We start from the raw sequence: 19,390 nt of genomic DNA, 5'->3' as shown, positions 1-19,390 counted from the left end.
CCCACCACATGGGCTACGTCCTCCTGGCGTGCAGCAGCAGGATCGACGCCAGCCGCGGCCGGGCGCAGGCGAGCCGGTCGAGCGGGCGCAGCGGGCGCGGTACGCCGTGGAAGGGAGCGCCCTCGAGGCCCACGACCGTGAATCCGGACGCGGCGACGAACTCCGTGAGCGCACGGGCGGTGTAGAGGCGCAGGTGTCCCACGACCTCCTTCCCCGGGCGGCCGTGGATGCCGCGCAGGCTGACCTCCGAGAAGACCGGCTGGACACCGGCGAGCAGCAGGGCGCGGTTGTACCAGGCGGCCAGGTTCGGGGTGGACAGCATGAGATGCCCGCCGGGCCGCAGGATCCTGCGGATCTCGTCGAGCGCTGCGTCCGGGTCGACGAGGTGCTCGATCACCTCGCTGAACAGCACCGCGTCGGCCGACTCGGAGGCGAACGGCAGCCCGCCGCCGGTGAGTTCGCCGCGGACCGCGTACGGGACGCGGGTGCGGGCGCGTCTGAGGGCGTCCTGGGACCAGTCGACGCCGATGACGCGGTGGCCGGGCAGGAGGGGCGCGGCGGTGGCGGCGGCGGTGCCGTCGCCGCAGCCGATGTCGAGGACGGTGCGGGTGCCTTCGGCGGCCGGGCCGAGGGCCCGGGCCAGCATGCGGGCCTGGCGGAGGCTGCGGGGGGTGCCGGACGCCACCGGGACGGCGGGGTTCTCGTAGAAGTCGCGCAGGTCGCGGGGTGGGCGCCGTCCTGTGGTGGTCGTCGCCGGTGTCATGGGGCCACCTCCGTGGTGTGCAGATAGTGCTCGAAGAGGTCGCGGAGGTGGGCGCCGTCGCCGTGGCTGAGCAGCGCCCGGGACCAGCGCAGGGCCAGGTGGAGACGGCCGGCCGTGGAGGCGGTGGTGACGGTCAGGCCGCGCGGCATCCGGGCCGGGGCCGAGAACCACACCGCGTGCGCGCGGCCCGCCTCCTCGCCGAAGTCCAGCGGGTACGGGATACGGCCGATGTTGCTGAGCAGGGTCGTCGACGTCCAGGGCGCGGCCGCCCTGCGCAGACCGCGGGTGAGGGCGGCACGGGCGGCGACCGGGGCCCAGGGGGTGGTGAGAAGCGCCGCCCCGTGGCCCAGTTGGGGGCGGGGCAGGGCCTTCAGCGCGCGGGTTCGCTCCGCGGTCCGGCGGAGCAGGGTGGGCATCTCGGCCGTCAACTCGCCTGGTGCGAACGGTACTTCGACCAGGCGGGTGCCGTTGCCGATGGGCATCGTGGTGTCGCGGGGGCGGTCGTCCACGGGCATGGTGATGCGCAGGGGGCGGGGGCGGGCGCCGTGTTCCCTGTTCCAGTGGGCGATCGTCAGGGCGGTGGTGACCATGAGCTGGTCGTTGACGGTGTAGGGGGAGCCCTTGGGACGGTGCGGGAGGGGCAGCTCGGTGACGAGCATGCCGTTGCCGGGGGAGGGGTCGGGGGTGCCCTGCGCCACCCGCGCGGGGGGTGACCAGTTGGCCGGGGTGTCCGGGGCCTCCTGTGCGGGCTCCGCGGGGCGGGTCGGGGGTGCGGCGGGGTTGTTGTCCCTGCCGCCGTAGAGCTCCGCGGCGGTGGCGAGTATGCGGAGGCAGGCCGGGCCGTCGAGGGCGGTGTGGTTGATGGTGAGAAGGAGGACTGATCCCACTGCCTCGAGCCGTATCGGCGGCGATATCGACAGGGGTGGTGCCTCGGTCAGCGCCCTCGTCCTGGCGTCCTGCAGCGCACGTGGGCCCTGCGGGGTGAAGGTCACCACCTCCGTGTCCGGCTCGCCCGTCAGCTCCCACTCGTAGCGGCGGCGGAACCACGGTCCCCTCGCCTCTCGCATCAGGATCCGGGGGTGCCGGTGCAGGGCCTCCGTGAAGGCCTTGCGCAGACGGGGCTCGTCGAGGGGGCCCGGGAGGTGGACCTCGATGTGGACCGTTTCCGGCTCCTCCTCCTGAAGGCAGTGCCGGGACACCTCGTCCACCACCGGGAACGGGATGCGGGTCGGAGGGGTCATACGGGCTCGGTCCTCTCCGTCGCGGGTTCGCGCAGGCTCACCAGACCCGCGAAGAGGCCGATCAGCGCCAGCAGTTGGGCCACGTGCCCGAACGCGCCCGTGCCCGACCCCACCGGCTCCCCGGCCCCGATCGCGGCAGCGACCCCCGCCCCCGCCAGCGCCACGAACGCGATCGGCACCAGCAGGGCGTGCCGCCGCGAGGCCAGCAGGGCCAGCGCCGGGACCAGCAGCGCGAACCAGCCCGCGATCACCGCTCCGATCAGCGTCAGCGCCACCGTGCCGAGCCACAGCCCGGGCAGCGGCGGGACCGGCTGAGGCGCGTCGGGGTTGGGGGCACGGCGGCGCCACCCGGCCAGGCCCAGCAGCACCGCGATGCCGGCGCCGCTGCCGATCAGCCCGGCGTCGTAGGTGGTGGCCGGTTCGTACGACAGCTTGACCGCGCCGCCCGCCCCGGCCGGGATCCGCCAGCCCTGCTGCCAGCCGTCCAGCCGCACCGGGGTCAGCTCCTTGCCGTCCAGGGTGGCCTTCCAGCCGTCGTTGAAGTTCTCGTACGTGGTGAAGTACGAGGCGGCGCCGGAGCCGACCGTCACCTCGCGCCGGTCGCCCAGCCAGTCCTGGATCTCCAGCTCACGCCCGGCCGTGGCGGCCTCGGGAATCGTCCCGCGGCTCAGGGTCACGTCCGTGAGGGCGAGCGGGCCCGCGTCACCGCCCTCCAGCCGGTGTTCACCGGCGGGGAGCCGCACCTCCGAGTCGCCCCGGCCCTCCTGGCAGAGCGTCACCTCGACGCCCCGCCGCTCCACCAGATCCCGCACCGTCCCCTTCACGCCCGTCTGGTACAGCTCGCCGTCCAGTGCCACGTCCGGCCCCTTCCCGCACGGCAGGGAGAACGTCCGGGTGCCGTCCGGCTGCGGGGTGCGGTACTGGTCGAGGGCCGGGAGGTACGCCTCCGTCAGGCCCACCGGGAGGCGCAGGTCCTCGTCGGCGACCGGGTTGTGCAGGGTCAGCGGGGCGGTCTCGGTGACCGTGATGTCGAGCCGGTCCGTGGTGATCGGCGGGAAGCGGACCCAGCCGTTCTCGTCGACTCCGGCGATCGTCGCGCCGTCGGGGGAGCTGATGTGCACCTGGGAGGCACGGGTGGACAGGCCGCCCGCGGGGGCCAGCACCAGCTCGCCCACCGCCTGTTTGCCCTCCCAGCTCAGGTGGATCGTCGGCCGGTCGCCCGCGATCCAGGCCGTAGTCAGATCGCCGTCGGTGAGGTTGCGCGCGGTCAGGCCCGCGCCGAGGCTCGCCGTGGAGTCGGCGGTGGCGACGATCCTGGTCCGCTGTTCGGGCGCGACCTCGTAGAGCAGCCGGTCGAGTTCCTCGCCCGGCACCGGCACCGCGTTCGCCTTCACCTCGTACGTCCCGGCGGCCGGGGTCGTGAAGCGGCGGTGCAGACCGGCCTCCGTGCCGACCGCGGACAGGCCGGTCGGGTCGGAGGCGCGGTGCAGGGAGACCACGGTGGCGGCCGCGGTGGCGTTGTCCGCGTCGGCCGGCAGCTTCAGCAGCCGGGTCACCTGGATGTCCGGCAGGTCGATCTCGGAGAAGCCCGCGCCCGTCAGACCGGCCCGGCGCTCCACCGAGTCCACGATCGTCAGCTTCATCCACCGGCTCGTGCCCTCGGGCGCCTTGATCCGCTGCGTCCTGCCGTTCGGCTGGAGGAAGCTCGTCTTCGAGCCCTTCTCGGTCTCCACCCGTACCTTCGTGGCCGCCGCCCGCACGCTCTCCTGCGGCAACGGCGTGACCTTGAAGGACGACGGCATGTCGTACGGGCCGGTGAAGCCGACGCGCAGCCACTGCCCGTCCGGGGTGTCCGGCGCGCCCTCCGCCCACGCGGTGTCCGGGTTGCCGTCGAAGGCGTTCACCGGGTCGTACTGCGGCAGGTGGAAGAGCCAGTTGCCGTACGAGGACGCCGTCACCGAGTCGGCGCCGCGCAGTTCGGCCACCGTCTGGTGGTCGGTTCCCTCGGCGGGCAGGATCTGGCGAGGCTCCTCGCCGGGGTCCTGCTGGGCGTCGGGCGCGTTGCGCTCGTCCTCGGTGTACGTGTACGACGTACCGGCGTTGACCAGGCCGAACCGGGTGTCGGCCCGCCGCATCCCGTCGCCCACCACCTGCACGGCGGGCGTGCCGAGCCCGGGATGGTTGTCGCCGGTCAGGACGGTCGCCCGCCCGCGCAGCCGGGACGCCAGCGGCAGCAGTGCCTCCGGGCCGCCGGACACCACGGCCGTGTCGGAGACCGGGGCCAGTCCCGCCTGCCCGGGCCGGAGCACGTCACCGGCCGGCCGGTAGATCTCCACCGCCCGCTGCCGCGCGTACAGCCCCTCGACCTGAAGCGGTGCGTCCTGCGCGATCCGGCCGCCCGTCATCACCGGGCCGAGCCCCGTCACCCGCTCGTACCCGGACTGCTCCAGCGTCCGCTTGACCGTCGCGGTCGGCACCGCGCCGATCTGGTCGGGGTCGAGATCGTTGCGTACGACGACGTAGTACAGCCCCGCCCGGCTCAAGTAGTCGGCGAGACCCGGGACTTCGCCTCCCGTCAGCAGCGCCTGCTCGACGGCGTCCATCGCGCGCCGGTTGCCGGGCGTGCCGAAGGGAACGTAGTCGCGCTGCGCCCAGCGCGACTCGGCGAGCACGTCGAGCGGCTGGTCGATGGGGGAGCCCCAGGTGTACATGCCGTGCGCGGTCGCCGGGACGACCAGGGCCCGGGAGTCGGGGGAGTACTTCTCCAGCCAGTCGGCCGTGGCCTGCCAGTAGGTGGGCAGCTTCTGGAAGGAACCCGGGTTGAGGATCGAGCCGTTGAGATACGGCAGCAGCAGCCCCGGCAGGATCAGCACCGCCGCGACCAGTGGGGCGAGGCGCCGGCCGCGCACCGGGCGGGCCCCGCGCGGCTCGGCGGCGACACCCACCAGATGGATCAGCCCCAGTACGAGCGCCAGCGCCAGCCCCGCCTGGAACTTGTAGATGTTCCGGAACGGCGACAGCCACCCGTCCAGCCAGCCCTGCACCACCCCGTGGAACGGCGCCCCGAACGCCCCGCCGTACCCGGCGAGCAGCACCAGCGCCGCCACGAGCACCGTCAGCACGAGCCACCGCCGCTCGGGCAGGTCCCGCCGGGCGAGTCCGGCGAGCCCCAGCCCGGCCGCCAGCGCCGAGCACACGATCACGACGGCCGACGAGGCCACGGCCCATCCCGCGGGCAGCCACGCCTCACCGAAGTGCAGGTAGGCGACCCAGTTCCCGGCGCCGCGCAGCGCCTCGGTCGCCGACATGGTGTCCGTGGTCGTCCGCGCGGTCTCGATATAGGGCAGGAAGTTCTCGCCGTAGACCCCGAGCAGCAGCAGCGGCACCCACCACCAGGCCGTCACGACGATCACGGCCGGGGTCCACCAGGCGATCAGCTTGCGCTGCCGGGGCCCGGGCGGCCGGGACAGCAGATAGAGCCCGACCGGCAGCAGCGAGGCCAGGGTCGCCGAGGCGTTCACCCCGCCCATGAACGGCACGAGCAGCGCCGAGCGCAGGGCCGCGACCCGGGCGGCGTACCGCTCGTTGGTCAGCGGCAGCAGCACCCACGGCAGGAACGCGCCCGGCAGCGCGGCGGCCGACGTCGACCCGATGACCGTCGTGAACACCGGCCACAGCGCATAGGCCACGGCCCCGAGCAACCGCGAAGTCCCACTCCCCACCCGCAGCCGCTCGGCCAGCCGCAACGCACCCCAGAAGGCGACGGACACGACGACCGACAGCCACAGCCGCTCCGCCAGCCACACCGGCAGCCGTACGAGGTCGGCCAGCCAGTAGAACGGCAGCATCGGCCAGAGATAGCCGACGTACTGGTCCTGGATCCCGCCGAACCCGGCCCGGTCGTGCCACAACTGGCCCAGGTCGGCGAGGAACTGCCCCGGGTCGACGGTGACGCCCAGCTTGGTGTCGAAGGTCTGCCGCCCGGGTTGCACCACCAGGAACAACACGAACACCACGGCCCAGAAACCCAGCAGCCAGCGCCGCGACCGCGGGCCCTCGGGGGGACCCGCCGCGGTCGCGGTGGTGGGAACGGCCGCCGGTGGAGGAGCCTGGACCGTGGTTGTCATGTAGGACACCGCCGCAGAATGAGGAGGAGGTTCCAGGTGGCGAACTCGCGGATCCCGGGCGCCTTGACGACGGTCTCCGCGAGGAAGGGCCAGTAGCGGGAGCGCGCCGAGACGACCGTGACGTCGTCGCGGGCACGCACCTGCCGCAGGGTGGAGCCGATGTGCACCGCGAACAGGTTCTCGCCGAGCGTGTGCTTGGCGGGCCGGCCGGTCCGCCGCAGATAGCGGGCCCGGGCCCGCTCGGCACCGAAGTAGTGCCACGGGGCCCACTCGTGCCCGCCCCACGGCGACAGCCAGTTGGTGAACGACACATAGATCAGCCCGCCCGGGCGCGTCACCCGGGCCAGCTCACTGAGAAAGGTCTCCGGATCGGCCACGTGCTCCAGCACGTTGGAGGAGAAGGTGACATCCGCGATGCCGTCCCGGAGGGGCAGCAGGTATCCGTCGGCGACGACGGTGCTCTCGGGCGGCTTCTCGCCCAACTCGGCCATGTCCGGCTCGAACAGATAGGCATGGGCCCCGCGCCGCCGGAACTCCTCGGTGAAGTAGCCACTGCCGCCGCCGATGTCCAGGACGGTACGCCCGGCGACGGGCCCGTCGTACGCCTCGACCTGATCGACGGCGTCCCGGGCGAGCAATGAGTAGCAGTATTCGGGATCGTCCTGTTCATGAAGAAAGGCACGGAACAGCGCGACAGATCTTCGAAACGAAGGGTCGCTGCGATAGGGGCGCGGGGAACTGCGCACGGGTGGTGTCACGGCCCCCAGCCCCTCACCGCCTCCGCGGCCACCACCCGAAACTGCCGCACAGTCCGATCCCACCGGAACTGCGCGGCCCGATCCCGAGCCGCCTTCCCCATCGACTCCCGCTCCCGCCCGGCCAGGGCCAGCGCACACCAGGCCGCGGCGAACGAGGACTCACCCCGCGCGAGCACCCCGGTCTCACCGTCCACGACGGAGTCCTTGAGCCCGGGTACGTCGAAGGCCACACTCGGGGTCTCCCGGGCCGCGGCCTCCGTGACGACGAGGCCCCACCCCTCCACGGCGGAGGGATGCAGCAACAACCAGGCCGCACACAGCAGCCGGTGCTTCTCGGCCTCGGAGACATACCCGGTGAACTCCACACCGGGCCCGGCCAGCCGCTCCAGCCGTTCACGCTCCGGCCCGTCCCCGACGATCACCAACCGCCCGCCGGTCACCGGCCGCACCCGCTCCCACAACCGCAGCAGCAGATCGATCCGCTTGTACTCGACGAGCCGCCCGACGGCGACGAACAACGGCTCGGGCGAGCGCTCGGCTCTCGGCCCCGGCTCCTCGACCCCGTTGTGCACGACCCGGATACGGTCCCGCTCGACCCCGATCGCCCGCAGCGCATGGGCCGTCGAGGAGGACACGGCCACCATCAGACTGCCCTGCTGCGCGCCGGTCAGCGCCCAGTGTTCGAGTCTTCGGCCGATGCGCGCCGCCGGGGCCAGCGGCCCGCCGAAGCGCATCTTCCACAGATCCGTATGGACGTGGTTGACCAGACACAGCGTGGGACCGCGATGCCACAACGGCGCCAGGTACGGCATGCCGTTGCACACCTCGACCAGCAGATCGCAGTCGCCGATCTGGCGGGCGAAGGCGGAACGGGCGCGCAGATAGTGCCCGTACGGGCCACCCGCCGACACGACCCGGTAGTCACGGAAGGCGGCGGGCCCTCCGCACAGCAGGGTCACCTGGTGGCCCAGCCGGGTCAGCCCGTCGGCGAGCTTGTCCACCAGCAGCTCGGAGCCGCCGGCGGAGGGGTTGTCCAGATCACGATGGGCGAGGAAGACGATCCGGCGCGGATGTGGGGGGAGCGCCGGAAGGGGTCGCTGCGCGCCCTGGGAAGCGGCGCGCAGCGGGGACGGTACGTGCTGGGGCATGGGTGCTCCAACTCGTCTCGGGGTGCGGAACTCAACGTGGGAAAACGTGGGGGGTTCGTTCCGAACGGGAGTCTGGGAAGGGGAGTCTTGAAGAGGTCGGCCTGTGGGGGGCCTGAGATCTTCCTGGGAGGGGAGTGTGGACGGGATGTGCTCGGGTGGGGTTGGACAGTTTTCGCCCGGACGATCGCCACGGCTACTCACCGGCGTGACAATTTCGGGCTTTGTTAGAGCTGACGTCACATCACATCGTGAGGGTGGGCTGGGGCGTATCGGGCGTTTCGGACGGAACAGGCTGCTCCGGCTCCTTCCGCCCACGCGCCACGAGAACACCACCCATCACCGCGAGCACAAAACCGGTCAGGGCCGCGCCGATCGGCAACGTCTCGCCCACCAGGCGCAGTTGGCCGCTGTCCCGCTTCGCCTGCCGCACCGCTTCCTTCTGTGTCGCGGTCGTGAAGGAGACCTTCCGGCTGTCCAGCAGCACCGCCGCGTCCTTCTCCCCGCCCGGCGCCCGCAGGGTCCGCTTCGGCCCGGTCTGCGCGTAGATCACGCGGCCGGTGGCCTGGTCGACGACCAGCTCGAACCCGTGGTTGGAGTACCACTCCTCGGCCAGCACCTGCGGCCGGTCCGGCTGGTCGACGATGCTGCCGGGCACCATGCGCGTGCCGGTCCTGGTCGGGGGCACCGAGCCGGTGAACTTGTAGCCCGTGTAGCCCTGGACCTTCTCGGTGCCCCGGTAGCGCAGGACGACCGTGTCGCCGAGGGTGTTGTCCCACCACTGGTACGAGCGTTTCTGCACGTCGAAGGGGAACTTCAGATAGGCCTCACCCTCGATGTACGGTTTCTCCCCGCAGCAGTGCACGGGCCGGGTGGTCTTGCGGTCCATCACCCAGCGGTGCGGCGTGAAGTCCAGCGCGTCGTGCGGATCGGCGGCCGGCAGCGACTTGTCCGTGTCGACCGTGGTGATCACGTCCCAGACGGCCTTGCCGCTGCGTTCGCTGTCCTCGACATTGCCCCGGACCCGCTGGGTCACGGTGATCTTCCGGTCGGGAACCGTCTCGATCCGGTCAGTGTCGAAGACGCTGCCCCGGCCGTTGTAGACGGCCGTCGTGTCGATGTCGATCGGATTCACCGCGGCACGCGGCTGCACATACCAGGCGAGCAGGGGCGCCAGCACCAGCAGGAACGTGCCGAGACCCAGCAGGACCAGGGAAAACGGAGAGGTTGTACGGCGCATCCGGGCACTCCAGTGGCTTGGGACGGCTCGACGTACGAGAAGACCGGCACGGCGGCGAAGCACGCGCATGCGGTTGGGCCGGGAACCGTAGGCCGCTCTTGACGGGGTGTCAATGCTTGTCGAGACTGGGGCGCGACAGGCAGGGACGGGGTGCCCGGGTGGGGTGACCTCCGGATGATCTCCGGACGAATCCGGACAGAGAGGCTGACCCTGCGATGTCCAGACTGCTCGCTGCCGCGCTGACCGTAGCGCTCGGCGCCGCCCTCGCGGTGGGCGCCGCGCTGGGCGTCGTCGCGCTGCTCGAAGCCACCCCCGACCAGCCGAACACCCCCTTGATCACATACGAGCAAGCAGGTCAGGGGAGTTGACGGTGACGGCTGCCCGCACCGGAACCGTCACCACACGCTCGGCCTGGCACGACGTACCGCGCTTCCAGGTGCGCCGGTTCGCGGCGATCGCCATGGCCGAGGCGCCCGCGCTCGCCGAGGAGATCCTCCGCGAGATACAGCGCGAGTACCCGCATCTTCCGTTCGTCGTGGACGACTCCGGCGAGCCGATGGCCCTGGTCGGCATCCGCCGTGCCATCGAGGTCTTCGTGCAGCACCTGGAGCATTCGGAGGGCCGGCCCACCGTCCCGCCCGGCGTCTTCCAGGACTTCGGCCGCGGCGAGGGCCTGAACGGCCGCTCGCTCGACTCCCTCCAGGCCATCTACCGCATGGGCGTACGCCTGGCCTGGCGCCGCTTCGCCGACATCGGTCAGCGGGTGGAGATCCCGCCCCCGGCGATGTACGAACTCGTCGACGCGGGCTACGAGTACCTGGACGGCCTCGTCGACCAGTCCGTACGCGGCTACGCGGAGGCGGCGGCCCGCCAGGCCGGCGAACGTCTGCGCCTGCAGCGCCGCCTGATGGAGCTCCTGCTGGCCGAGCACCACCGTGGCGACCCCTCCGAAGCACTCACCGAGCGGGCCGCCCGCATCGGCTGGCCCCTGCCGGCCAAGGTCGCCGTCGGCGTCCTGCTGCGCCCCGCCCGGGAGGCCATGGCCCCCGCCGTCGGCCAGGGCGTGCTGCTCGACATGGAGTACGAGCAGCCCCGCATGGTCGTGCCCGACCCGGGCGCGGCGGGCCGCCCCGAGCTGCTGCACCGGGCCCTGGCCGGCTGGTCCGGCGCGATCGGCCCACCGGTCCCGCTCACCGACGCGGCGAAGTCCCTGCGCTGGGCCGAGGCGGCGGTCCGCCTGATGGAACGGAACCTCCTCCCCTCCGGCGAGGTTCTCCACTGCACCGAGCACACCGAGGCCCTGGTCCTCCTCCAGCCCGAGGAACTCATCGACGACCTGGCCCTGCGCTGCCTGGCCCCCCTGACCCACTGCGGCCCCACCCACGGCCGCCGCCTCGCGGAAACGCTCCTGGCCTGGCTGGAGACCAGAGGCGGAGCCCCCGAGGTCGCGACCCGCCTCGGCGTCCACCCCCAGACGGTCCGCTACCGCCTCCGCCAGATCCGCGAACTCTGGGGCGACGAGATCGACAACCCGGACCGCCGCTTCGAACTGGAACTGGTACTGCGGGCACAGCGGCTGCGGGGGGAGCTGGGGGCGGCACGGGGGCGGCGGTAAGCCTCCGGCGGCCTGTCCGATGATCACCGACGTGCCCGTGGTGGGCTCGTCGGTTTCCGCCCGCTCTGCCTCTGCCCATTGCCCGGCCAAACCTCTATGGCTAGCCTGTGTTCGTCATGCCGATCGCCTGTTGGTATCTCGAACACAGGCGCCTGAGACACATAGGGAGGGGCCGGTCGTGGGACGACTCGTACCAGCCGTGACCCGGGCTCTCGACATTCTCGAGCTCTTCCTCGACGGGGACGGGACGCTGTCCGCCCCCGACATCGTGCGCAAGCTGCAGCTGCCGCGCACCACCGTGCACGAGCTGGTGACCACGCTCGCCGCCCGGAAGTACATCGTGCCGGTGCCCGGCCAGCCGGGACGCTACCGGCTCGGCGTGCGCCCGTACCAGCTCGGTGCCCGTTACGCCGAGCAGCTCGACCTCGCCGCCGAGGGGCAGCTGGTCGCCCGGTCCGTCGCCGAGACCTGCGACGAGACGGTGCACGTGGCGATCCTCGAGGACACGGACGTCATCTACATCGCCAAGGTCGACTCCACGCACGCCGTGCGGATGGTGTCGGCGGCCGGCCGCCGGCTGCCCGCCCACTGCACCTCCGTCGGCAAGATGCTGCTGGCCTCCCTTCCCGAGCAGGAACTCGCCACCCGGATCCCGGACAATGCCGGGCTGGTCGCGATGACCCCCAACAGCATCACCGACCCGGCCGCCCTGCGCGAGGCCCTCACCGAGATCCGTGAGCGGGGCATCGCCGTGGAGAACCGCGAATCCAACCCGGACGTGAGCTGCGTGGCCGCCCCGGTCCGCGACCGCACCGGCCAGGTCGTCGCCGCTCTGTCGATCTCCGTGCCCATGATCCGCTGGAGCGAGGAGCGCCGCGCCGAGCTGGAGCAGCTCGCCGCGAAGGGCGCCGCCGACCTGTCGGAGCACCTCGGCCACCGGAGCGTGGCATGACGACGAAGCCGTACGAGGTCGCCGTACGGGCCGAGGCCGAGCTCGGCGAGGGCCCGACCTGGGACGCGGCGACCGGCCGACTGCTCTGGATCGACATCCTCGGCTCCCGGCTGCACAGCTACGACCCGGCCACCGGCCGCCGCACGGTCCGCCGCACCGAACAACACGTGGGCGCGGCCAAGCCGCGCGCCGGCGGCGGGCTGGTGCTGAACCTCCGCGACGGGATCGGCCTCCTCGATCCCGACGGTGACGGGGGCGGGTTCCGGTGGCTGCACCACGAGCCCGTGCCCGGCCGTCGCGCCAACGACGCCGCCGTGGCACCCGACGGCACGCTCTGGGCCGGCACGATGCGCTACGACGAGGCACCGGGCGGCGGCTCGCTGTCCCGCGTCGGCGGTGACGGCACGGTCGAGGTCGTCCTGGACGACGTGGCCGTCAGCAACGGCACGGGGTGGAGCCCCGACGGACGGCTCCTGTACTACATCGACTCCCCGACCCGGCGGGTCGACGTCTTCGACTACGCGGACGGTCGGGTGTCCGGCCGCCGGACCCTCGCCGAGATCGAGGACGGCGCGGGCTTTCCCGACGGGCTGACCGTCGACGCCGACGGCTGTGTGTGGGTGGCGCTCTGGGAGGGCTCGGCGGTACGGCGCTACACACCGGACGGCGAACTGGACCGGGTGATCGAGCTGCCGGTGCCGTTGGTGACGGCCTGCGCGTTCGGCGGGGCCGGCCTGAGCGACCTGTACATCACGACGGCTCGGGCGGGACTGACGGAGCCGCCCGCACTGGCGGGTTCGGTGTTCGTGGTGCCGGGCGCGGGCAAGGGGCTTGCTCAGCCCGCGTTTCGAGGCTGAAGTCTGCCGGTGGGGTAGGCCGCCCACCCGTGCCGCCCCCAGCGGCACGGGTGCCCGCAGCTAGGTGAGTCCTGCGGCCTTCCGCTCCGCGGCCGTCAACGGCGGACCGGTCAACGCCGGCTTGAGCGGTCCCACCGCCGCCGCCAGCAGCACCGACGGAGTCAGCAGCACCCCCGCCCCCCGCTCCAGCGACGTCACGTCGGTCACCCGCCGGGCGATACGGCCGTTGCCCGTCGCCGTGTACATCAGCCGGTCCACGTACGCGGTCACCAGCCGGTCCCGGAGCGTGGGGCCCTGCTCCGTCGCGCCCGGGTAGAAGACGTCCTGGCCGATGGCGAGGTCCCAGGCCGCGCCGACCGGGCGGGACACCGCCTTCTGGATCCGCCGGGACAGCCCCGGCGGGGCCCAGCCGTGCCGCCGTACCGTGTCCCGCAGCAGCAGGGCGCTCTGCGCGGCGACCGCCAGGCCGTGCCCGTAGACCGGGTTGAACGCGGCGAGCGCGTCGCCGAGGACGGCGAAGTTCTCGGGCCACGCCGGCATCCGCTCGTAGAAGTGGCGGCGGTTGACGGTGGTGCGGGTGAAGGACACGTCGGACAGCGGCTCGGCCTGTTCGAGCAGGTCGCCGATGATCGGGTGCCGCAGGTCCTCACGGGCGAAGCGGACGAAGTCGCCGTTCTCCCGGGACGGCCGACCGCCGCGCGAGCCGCACAGGGTGACGATCCACCGGCCCTCCTCGACGGGCAGCAGGAAGCCCGCCCGGCCGGGTCCGCCGTCCCGCCGGTCGGGCTGGACGTTGACGACCGGGAAGCAGTCGCGGGCCGCGGCGGGGGCGAGGTAGAGGCGGCTGGCGTAGGCCAGGCCCGCGTCCACCTCGCGTCGCTCGACGGCGGGCAGCCCGAGCGCGGCCAGCCAGTGCGCGGCCTGGGAGCCGCGGCCCGAGGCGTCGACGACCAGGTCCGCGTCGAGGACGATTTCGGGGCCGGCGTACGGCCGGATCCGCACGCCCGTGACCGCGGCGGCCGTGCCGGTCAGGCCCACCGCCTCCGCGCGCTCGACGACCTCGATCCGCTGGTCGGCCAGGACCCGCGCGCGGACCGTCGCGTCCAGCAGGTCCCGGCCGGCCAGGAGCACGTGGTGGGACTCGGGCCAGCGCCGGAACCAGCCCCGGGTGCCCAGGGCGACGATGTCCGTCGTGACCGGCCGCCGGTTCGCCCCGGCCTCCCTGAGCGCGCCGGTGATCCCGGGCAGCAGTTCCTCCATGGCCCGCACCCCGCCCGACCAGAGCATGTGGGCGTGCCGTGCCTGCGCCAGTCCCTTGCGGGGTCCGGGGGCGGCGGGCAGCGCGTCGCGCTCCACGACGACGACCCGGTCGGCGACATCGGCAAGCGCGCGTGCCGCGAGCATGCCGGAGTGGGATCCCCCCAGGACGACGGCGGTTCTGGCGGGGGTGGAGCTGTCAGTCATGCGCGGGCGTTCTCTCTCCCGGGGGCGGCCGCGCGCGAGCGTACCGCCTCGATGTGGTCGCGGTGCCGCAGGGCTCGGGACACGGCCTGGATCTCCTGCAGCAGATAGGTGGTGTCGGAGCCGGAGGGGGAGGCGGTGCTGTCGCTGCGCGGGGCCCGTTCCCGGGCGGCGACGGCGTCCAGGATCATGACGGCGGCGGCCAGCGCCTTCGCCCGGCCGGGCTCGTGACCGAGCCCCAGGGCCGCGTCGTAGGACCGTTCCCGCAGCTCCTCGTCGAGGTGCCGGGAGAGCTGGAGGAGCACGTCGCGGATGTACGTCTCGCGGCGGATCAGGCGCAGTTCGCCGGTGGCGCGCGGGGCGAAGGGGGTGCCGCCGCCGTTGACGGTGCGCAGCAGCAGATAGAGGGGGCGCAGCTGCCGGTGGGCGAGCCGGATGCGCCAGCGTTCGTGCAGGTACTGGCCGCCGTGCGGAATGATGAACCCGATCGCGACCATGGTCGCCGACAGGCAGGCGGCCGAGGGGGCCAGGTAGGTGCTCAGCCAGTCCAGGTCGTTGCCGGTCAACCGGGCGATGACGGCGGTGAGTTTGGCGGCGTCGAAGAGCAGGTTCGTCGCGTAGCCGACGCCGAGGAACCTCAGCCCCCAGCGCAGCCAGGCGTCGAGTCCGTCGGTGCGGACCCAGTTCCAGATCAGCCGGGCCGTGATCGAGCAGGCCACGGTGTGCGCGAGGAGGTAGAGCAGGATCTCCTCGCGCATGAAGGGCGTGTTGGCGTAGTACGTGTCCAGGTCCTGGCGGCGCTCCACGGGGACGTCCGCGAGCCAGAAGAGCACCCACAGGGCGACGACCACACCCGCGTAGGCGAACACGACCCACCGGGCGGCGCGGCGCGTCGAGGCCGAGCGGTCGGACAGGCCGTTGCGCCAGGCGACGATCAGCAGCAGCCACGACGCGCACAACGCGGTGAGCAGCGAGTACACCAGCGGCGCCGCGATGTTCGGCACGCCGGTGACACGGTTGGTCCAGCCGATGACGGCCGGGGACGCGAAGACGAACACGGCGCAGGCGAACAGCAGCAGCCCGCCGACCGCGCGCAGCATCGGGTCCCGCCACATCTTCACCAGGCTGGGCAGCTTGATGACCAGGGCGACGGTCAGCGCCCCGATCGGCAGCCAGAAGGAGACGGAGAAGCCGTCCAGGACGTCCCGGGCGTTCGTCATCGCGCACTGCCTCCGCGTCCCCGGTAGCCCATCGACCGCCGCACCGGATCGAGAGCGGCGTCCGCATCGCGCGGCGGACCGTCCGCGAAGGAGCGGAACGCCGCCGCCAGCCGGTGCCCGAACGCGTCGGCCTCGGCCTCGTCCCGCTCGCGCGAGCCGTCGCGGGCGGCCACCGTCAGCGCCAGGGACTTCCAGCCGGGCTCGCGGTCCAGGGCCCGCACCGCCGCCGTGCCGGCGACATGGTGGTGGTCGTGCCCCGCGTGCAGATGCCACAACTCGTGTCCCAGGATGACCAGTTGCTGCACCGCCTCGGCGCGCTCCTCGACGATGACGAGGTCGAAGTCCTGGAACTCGACCCACAGCCCGGTCACTTCGATCTCGTCGGGAAAGCGCTCGAAACGCAGCTCGACGGGACGCCCTCCGCGCCGCGCGCTCATCTCCTCGCACAGCGCCCGGCACAACGACCGTACGTCGGTGGGGGACTGCTCTCTGGCCCGGACCCCGGCGGCGAGCCCGGCGGCCAGGCCGCGCATGGCGGAGCCACGTCGCGAGCGCCTGAACGCGGCGGTGACTCGGGCGGCCCTCATCCGCGCGCCCGCGATGTCCATCGCTCCCCCTTCTCACCGCCGGCCGACGGCTTGGCAGCGGGTCCGAGACTACGCGCCCGAAAGTGTTCACGTCATGCGATCCAACGGCCGTAGTTCAACGGAGAACGACCGTTCTTGTACGGAACGTCGTGTCCACAGTCCGGCCGGGCCATTGACGCGCAAGCGCTTCCTCTTTACGGTCCCGTTCGAAGTGACGAGCGATTGTCGAAATACCGAACCAGCACACCGACAGTTAGGGCACACCGACAGCAAAGGCAGGGCATGGGACGACCTGACCTGAACCGCAGACAGCTGCTGGGCGGACTCGGAGGACTCCTGGTCGCGGGCAGCTTCGGCTTCGCCGCGGTCGGCACCGGAGCCGACGCACTCGCCTCCAGCGCGAACACCCGCGTCCGGTACTGGAACCTCTTCAGCGGCGGCGACGGCTCCAACATGATCGCCATGCTGGACGCCTTCCGAAAGGACAACCCGGACATCGCGGTGAAGGACTCCACGCTCCAGTGGGGCAGCCCCTTCTACACCAAGCTCGCCATGGCCGCCGCGGGCAACCGCGCACCCGACCTCGGCGTCATGCACCTCGGCCGGGTCACCGGCTTCTCGCCCGGCCGTTTCCTCGACCCCTGGGACGTCGGCCTGCTCGGCAAGTACGGCGTACGGGAGGAGGACTTCAACCCCGCCCTGTGGAAGCGCGCCGTCCTCGACGGCAAGCTCTACGCCCTCCCGCTCGACATCCACGTCCAGCTCTGCTTCTACCGCAAGGACGTGCTGAAGAAGGCGGGGCTGCTCGGCGACGACGGGCGGATCGTGCCGGTCACCTCCCCCGACGAGTGGTTCGACGTCCTCAAGGAGGCCAGGAAGGCCACCAGGAAGGGCCTCCAGACCATCGGCATGTGGGCCAACGACCAGAACTTCCAGTGGTGGTTCTTCGTCGCCTTCTACACCCAGCTCGGCGGCACCTGGTTCAACGCCGCCCACACCGAGGTCACCTTCGACACCGACAAGGCCACCCAGGTCCTGGAGTTCCTGCGCCGCCACACCGCCGACGGCTACGCAGATCCGGGCATGGGCTCCGTCGGCGCCGAACAGTTCGTCAACGGCGCGCCCTTCGCCTGGGAGGGCAACTGGTCGGTCCCCGTCTACTCCGGAGCGAAGCTCGACTACGGCGCGACCCCGCTGCCACCCGTCTTCGGCAAGCAGGCCACCCACGCCGAGTCGCACGCCTTCGTCCTGCCGCACCAGTCCGACCGCGGCGGCCCCGCCAACGAGGCCGCCCACCGACTCGCCGCCTACGTCGTCCGGCACGCTCAGCAGTGGGCGGCGGGCGGCCACATCCCCGCCTACACGCCGACCCTGTCCACCGCCGCGTACAGGGAGCTCGACCCGCAGAGCGAGTACGTGTCGGCCATGGACCACCAGGCCACCGAACCGAAGGTGTGGTTCGCGGGCTCCACCGGCATCCTCGCCCAGCGCGTCGGCCCGATCGTCGTCTCCGCCACGGTGGGCTCCGCCGAGCCCGGGACCGCCGCCCGCCGGATGAACAGCGCGCTCACCCAGCTGCTCGCCATGAAGAACCCCATGGACGGCCACACCGCCGCAGAGGGAGGTGCGGCCGCATGAGTGCGACCAGCGCCCAGACCGGTATCGCCGCACCCGCACGCGTGAAGACCGCCGCCGCGAGCGCCCGCCTCCGCCCCGGCCAGGGCTTCCAGCACGGCGGCTGGTTCGTCGCCCCGTTCCTCGCGCTCTTCGCCCTGTTCGTGATCTGGCCGCTGCTGCGCGGCGTCTGGCTCAGCTTCACCGACGCCAACATCTCCGGCGAAGGCGCGAGCTTCGTCGGCCTCGACAACTACCGTGAGGCCCTCGAGGACCCGCTGATGTGGGACTCCCTCGGCCACAGCGCGTACTTCACGCTCCTGGTCGTCCCCTGCATCACGGTCCTCGCCTTCCTCCTCGCGATGCTCGCCCACCACATCGAACGCGGCAAGTGGCTGTGGCGGCTGTGCTTCTTCGCCCCGTTCCTGCTGCCGTCCACCGTCGCGGCCAACCTGTGGCAGTGGCTGTTCAACCCCGGCACCGGAATGATCAACCACGTCTTCGGCATCGAGACGCCCTGGCTGACCGACAAGTCCTACGCGATGCTCGCCATCGTCATCCAGACCCTGTGGTGGACGGTCGGCTTCAGCTTCCTGCTCTACCTCGCCGCGCTCCAGGGCATCCCCGGCCACCTCTACGAAGCCGCCAGACTGGACGGCGCGAACGCCTGGCACCGCATGGTCCACATCACCCTGCCGATGCTGCGCAACATCACCGGACTCGTCATCGCCCTGCAGATCCTGGCCTCGCTCCAGGTCTTCGACCAGGCCGTCGTGATGATGGACTTCCTCCCGGGCCCCGAGGGATCGACCCGCACCTTCGTCCAGTACACCCTCGAAGAGGGCTTCACCAGCTACCGCGTGGGCTACGCCTCCGCCATCTCCGTCATCTTCTTCGTGATCATCGCGGCCGTCGCCCTCGCCCGGATGTGGCTGCTGCGAGGCCGTGAGGAGGCCGCCCGATGAGCACAGCCGCGCACCCCCGCAAGCCGTGGACACCGAGCCAGATCGTGCTCACCCTCCTCGGCGCCGCCGTGTCCGCCGTCTTCCTGGCCCCCTTCGCCTGGGGCCTGTTCACCTCGCTCAAGTCGGAGACAGAGGCGGTGGAGGTCCCTCCGCACTGGCTCCCCGAGGACTGGACGGGCCAGGCCTGGAAGGCCCTCTTCGAGACCGGCAACATCACCAACTGGTTCGTGAACTCCCTGGTCGTCTCGGTCTGCGTGACGTCCGTCGTCCTGCTGGTGAGCGCACTCGCCGGATACGGCTTCGCCCGCACCGAGTTCCGCGGCAAGAACGCCCTGATGGGGCTGGTCATGGCGGGCCTGATGATCTCCCCGGCGGTGCTCGGCGTGCCGCTGTTCACCACCGTCCAGCAGATGGGCATGGTGGACACCTACTGGGGCATGATCCTGCCGCAGTGCGCCCCCGCCGCGATGGTCTACATCCTCTACAAGTTCTTCCAGGGCATCCCGCGCGAACTGGAGGAGGCCGCGTTCATCGACGGCGCGGGCCGCTGGCGGGTCTTCTTCACCATCGTCCTCCCGCTCTCCCGCCCCTCCCTCGCGGCGGTCGGCATCTTCACCTTCATCGCCTCCTGGAACAACTTCCTCTGGCCCTACATGGTGACCAACAACCCCGACCTGATGACCATGCCGAACGGCATCGCGACCGTCATGAACTCCTACGGCATCCAGTGGGCCCAGCTCATGGCCGGCGGCCTGATGGCGGGCCTGCCCCTGATCATCGTCTTCGTGTTCTTCCAGAGGCAGATCGTGGCGGGTGTCGCACATACCGGTTTGGCAGGGCAATAA

16 protein-coding genes are annotated in these 19,390 nt (G+C 71.9%); 7 read left to right on the top strand and 9 right to left on the bottom strand.

Annotation, left to right across the window (positions count from 1 at the left end):
* Positions 1–13: 13 nt before the first annotated feature.
* From AC07DF_RS24020 to pgfA, 6 genes are all read right to left on the bottom strand, one after another.
* Positions 14–763, bottom strand: coding sequence for a class I SAM-dependent methyltransferase (locus tag AC07DF_RS24020; protein WP_478974895.1), 750 nt, complete (start codon positions 761–763; stop codon positions 14–16).
* On the bottom strand, positions 760–2,004 hold the full coding sequence (locus AC07DF_RS24015) for a condensation protein (RefSeq protein WP_478974892.1): 1,245 nt from the start codon (positions 2,002–2,004) through the stop codon (positions 760–762). Before AC07DF_RS24015 ends, AC07DF_RS24020 begins: the two co-directional genes overlap by 4 nt.
* Positions 2,001–6,131 carry an alpha-(1->3)-arabinofuranosyltransferase gene (locus AC07DF_RS24010; protein ID WP_478974889.1) on the bottom strand — a complete coding sequence of 1,377 codons (4,131 nt, stop codon included), beginning with the start codon at positions 6,129–6,131 and terminating at the stop codon, positions 2,001–2,003. Before AC07DF_RS24010 ends, AC07DF_RS24015 begins: the two co-directional genes overlap by 4 nt.
* Entirely contained in the window at positions 6,128–6,889 is a 762-nt protein-coding gene (locus tag AC07DF_RS24005; protein WP_478974886.1) for a class I SAM-dependent methyltransferase, read from the bottom strand. Before AC07DF_RS24005 ends, AC07DF_RS24010 begins: the two co-directional genes overlap by 4 nt.
* Complete coding sequence (locus tag AC07DF_RS24000) at positions 6,886–8,037, bottom strand: glycosyltransferase family 4 protein (protein WP_478974883.1); 1,152 nt, start codon at positions 8,035–8,037, stop codon at positions 6,886–6,888. The genes AC07DF_RS24005 and AC07DF_RS24000 overlap by 4 nt, the downstream gene beginning before the upstream one ends.
* 241 nt (positions 8,038–8,278) lie before the next feature.
* A complete protein-coding gene (gene pgfA, locus AC07DF_RS23995) occupies positions 8,279–9,274 on the bottom strand; it encodes a cell envelope lipid trafficking protein PgfA (protein ID WP_478974880.1) in 996 nt (331 codons plus the stop codon).
* 215 nt (positions 9,275–9,489) lie between these two features.
* Between pgfA and AC07DF_RS23990 the strand changes: the two genes are divergently transcribed.
* From AC07DF_RS23990 to AC07DF_RS23975, 4 genes are all read left to right on the top strand, one after another.
* Positions 9,490–9,642, top strand: coding sequence for a hypothetical protein (locus tag AC07DF_RS23990; protein ID WP_478974877.1), 153 nt, complete (start codon positions 9,490–9,492; stop codon positions 9,640–9,642).
* Positions 9,643–9,644: 2 nt separating this feature from the next.
* Positions 9,645–10,889: a PucR family transcriptional regulator gene (locus tag AC07DF_RS23985; RefSeq protein ID WP_478974874.1), complete on the top strand. Its 1,245-nt coding sequence runs from the start codon at positions 9,645–9,647 to the stop codon at positions 10,887–10,889.
* Between the two features lie 178 nt (positions 10,890–11,067).
* A complete protein-coding gene (locus tag AC07DF_RS23980) occupies positions 11,068–11,841 on the top strand; it encodes an IclR family transcriptional regulator (RefSeq protein WP_478974871.1) in 774 nt (257 codons plus the stop codon).
* Positions 11,838–12,698, top strand: coding sequence for an SMP-30/gluconolactonase/LRE family protein (locus AC07DF_RS23975; protein ID WP_478974868.1), 861 nt, complete (start codon positions 11,838–11,840; stop codon positions 12,696–12,698). Before AC07DF_RS23980 ends, AC07DF_RS23975 begins: the two co-directional genes overlap by 4 nt.
* A gap of 60 nt (positions 12,699–12,758) precedes the next feature.
* Here AC07DF_RS23975 and AC07DF_RS23970 read toward each other — a convergent pair whose 3' ends face one another.
* From AC07DF_RS23970 to AC07DF_RS23960, 3 genes are read right to left on the bottom strand one after another with little or no spacing between them, the layout of a single operon-like run.
* Complete coding sequence (locus AC07DF_RS23970; protein ID WP_478974865.1) at positions 12,759–14,162, bottom strand: NAD(P)/FAD-dependent oxidoreductase; 1,404 nt, start codon at positions 14,160–14,162, stop codon at positions 12,759–12,761.
* Positions 14,159–15,379: an MAB_1171c family putative transporter gene (locus tag AC07DF_RS23965; RefSeq protein ID WP_478974862.1), complete on the bottom strand. Its 1,221-nt coding sequence runs from the start codon at positions 15,377–15,379 to the stop codon at positions 14,159–14,161. The genes AC07DF_RS23970 and AC07DF_RS23965 overlap by 4 nt, the downstream gene beginning before the upstream one ends.
* Positions 15,376–15,987 carry a toxin-antitoxin system, toxin component family protein gene (locus AC07DF_RS23960; RefSeq protein WP_478974859.1) on the bottom strand — a complete coding sequence of 204 codons (612 nt, stop codon included), beginning with the start codon at positions 15,985–15,987 and terminating at the stop codon, positions 15,376–15,378. The genes AC07DF_RS23965 and AC07DF_RS23960 overlap by 4 nt, the downstream gene beginning before the upstream one ends.
* A 261-nt stretch (positions 15,988–16,248) precedes the next feature.
* Here AC07DF_RS23960 and AC07DF_RS23955 point away from each other — a divergent pair, with 261 nt between their 5' ends.
* The 3 genes from AC07DF_RS23955 to AC07DF_RS23945 are packed head-to-tail and all read left to right on the top strand — an operon-like array spanning position 16,249 to position 19,390.
* Positions 16,249–17,604, top strand: a complete 1,356-nt coding sequence (locus tag AC07DF_RS23955) for an extracellular solute-binding protein (RefSeq protein WP_478974856.1) — start codon at positions 16,249–16,251, stop codon at positions 17,602–17,604.
* Positions 17,601–18,545 (top strand): carbohydrate ABC transporter permease, encoded by a 945-nt coding sequence (locus tag AC07DF_RS23950; RefSeq protein WP_478974853.1) that lies wholly within the window; start codon positions 17,601–17,603, stop codon positions 18,543–18,545. Before AC07DF_RS23955 ends, AC07DF_RS23950 begins: the two co-directional genes overlap by 4 nt.
* Positions 18,542–19,390, top strand: a complete 849-nt coding sequence (locus tag AC07DF_RS23945; RefSeq protein WP_382493099.1) for a carbohydrate ABC transporter permease — start codon at positions 18,542–18,544, stop codon at positions 19,388–19,390. Before AC07DF_RS23950 ends, AC07DF_RS23945 begins: the two co-directional genes overlap by 4 nt.

This window comes from Streptomyces sp. NPDC044719, from assembly GCF_056433405.1.
Note: the sequence above shows the minus strand (reverse complement) of the source record. Positions and strands in the feature narration are given on the sequence as shown.

Bases quoted from the DNA above. Each gene is read 5' to 3' on its own strand.
- AC07DF_RS24000 (WP_478974883.1), bottom strand. From the start codon at position 8,037: ATGCCCCAGCACGTACCGTCCCCGCTGCGCGCCGCTTCCCAGGGCGCG.
- AC07DF_RS24015 (WP_478974892.1), bottom strand. From the start codon at position 2,004: ATGACCCCTCCGACCCGCATCCCGTTCCCGGTGGTGGACGAGGTGTCC.
- AC07DF_RS23950 (WP_478974853.1), top strand. From the start codon at position 17,601: ATGAGTGCGACCAGCGCCCAGACCGGTATCGCCGCACCCGCACGCGTG.
- AC07DF_RS23975 (WP_478974868.1), top strand. From the start codon at position 11,838: ATGACGACGAAGCCGTACGAGGTCGCCGTACGGGCCGAGGCCGAGCTC.
- AC07DF_RS23945 (WP_382493099.1), top strand. From the start codon at position 18,542: ATGAGCACAGCCGCGCACCCCCGCAAGCCGTGGACACCGAGCCAGATC.
- pgfA (WP_478974880.1), bottom strand. From the start codon at position 9,274: ATGCGCCGTACAACCTCTCCGTTTTCCCTGGTCCTGCTGGGTCTCGGC.
- AC07DF_RS24020 (WP_478974895.1), bottom strand. From the start codon at position 763: ATGACACCGGCGACGACCACCACAGGACGGCGCCCACCCCGCGACCTG.
- AC07DF_RS24010 (WP_478974889.1), bottom strand. From the start codon at position 6,131: ATGACAACCACGGTCCAGGCTCCTCCACCGGCGGCCGTTCCCACCACC.
- AC07DF_RS23960 (WP_478974859.1), bottom strand. From the start codon at position 15,987: ATGGACATCGCGGGCGCGCGGATGAGGGCCGCCCGAGTCACCGCCGCG.
- AC07DF_RS23990 (WP_478974877.1), top strand. From the start codon at position 9,490: ATGTCCAGACTGCTCGCTGCCGCGCTGACCGTAGCGCTCGGCGCCGCC.
- AC07DF_RS23965 (WP_478974862.1), bottom strand. From the start codon at position 15,379: ATGACGAACGCCCGGGACGTCCTGGACGGCTTCTCCGTCTCCTTCTGG.
- AC07DF_RS23955 (WP_478974856.1), top strand. From the start codon at position 16,249: ATGGGACGACCTGACCTGAACCGCAGACAGCTGCTGGGCGGACTCGGA.
- AC07DF_RS23970 (WP_478974865.1), bottom strand. From the start codon at position 14,162: ATGACTGACAGCTCCACCCCCGCCAGAACCGCCGTCGTCCTGGGGGGA.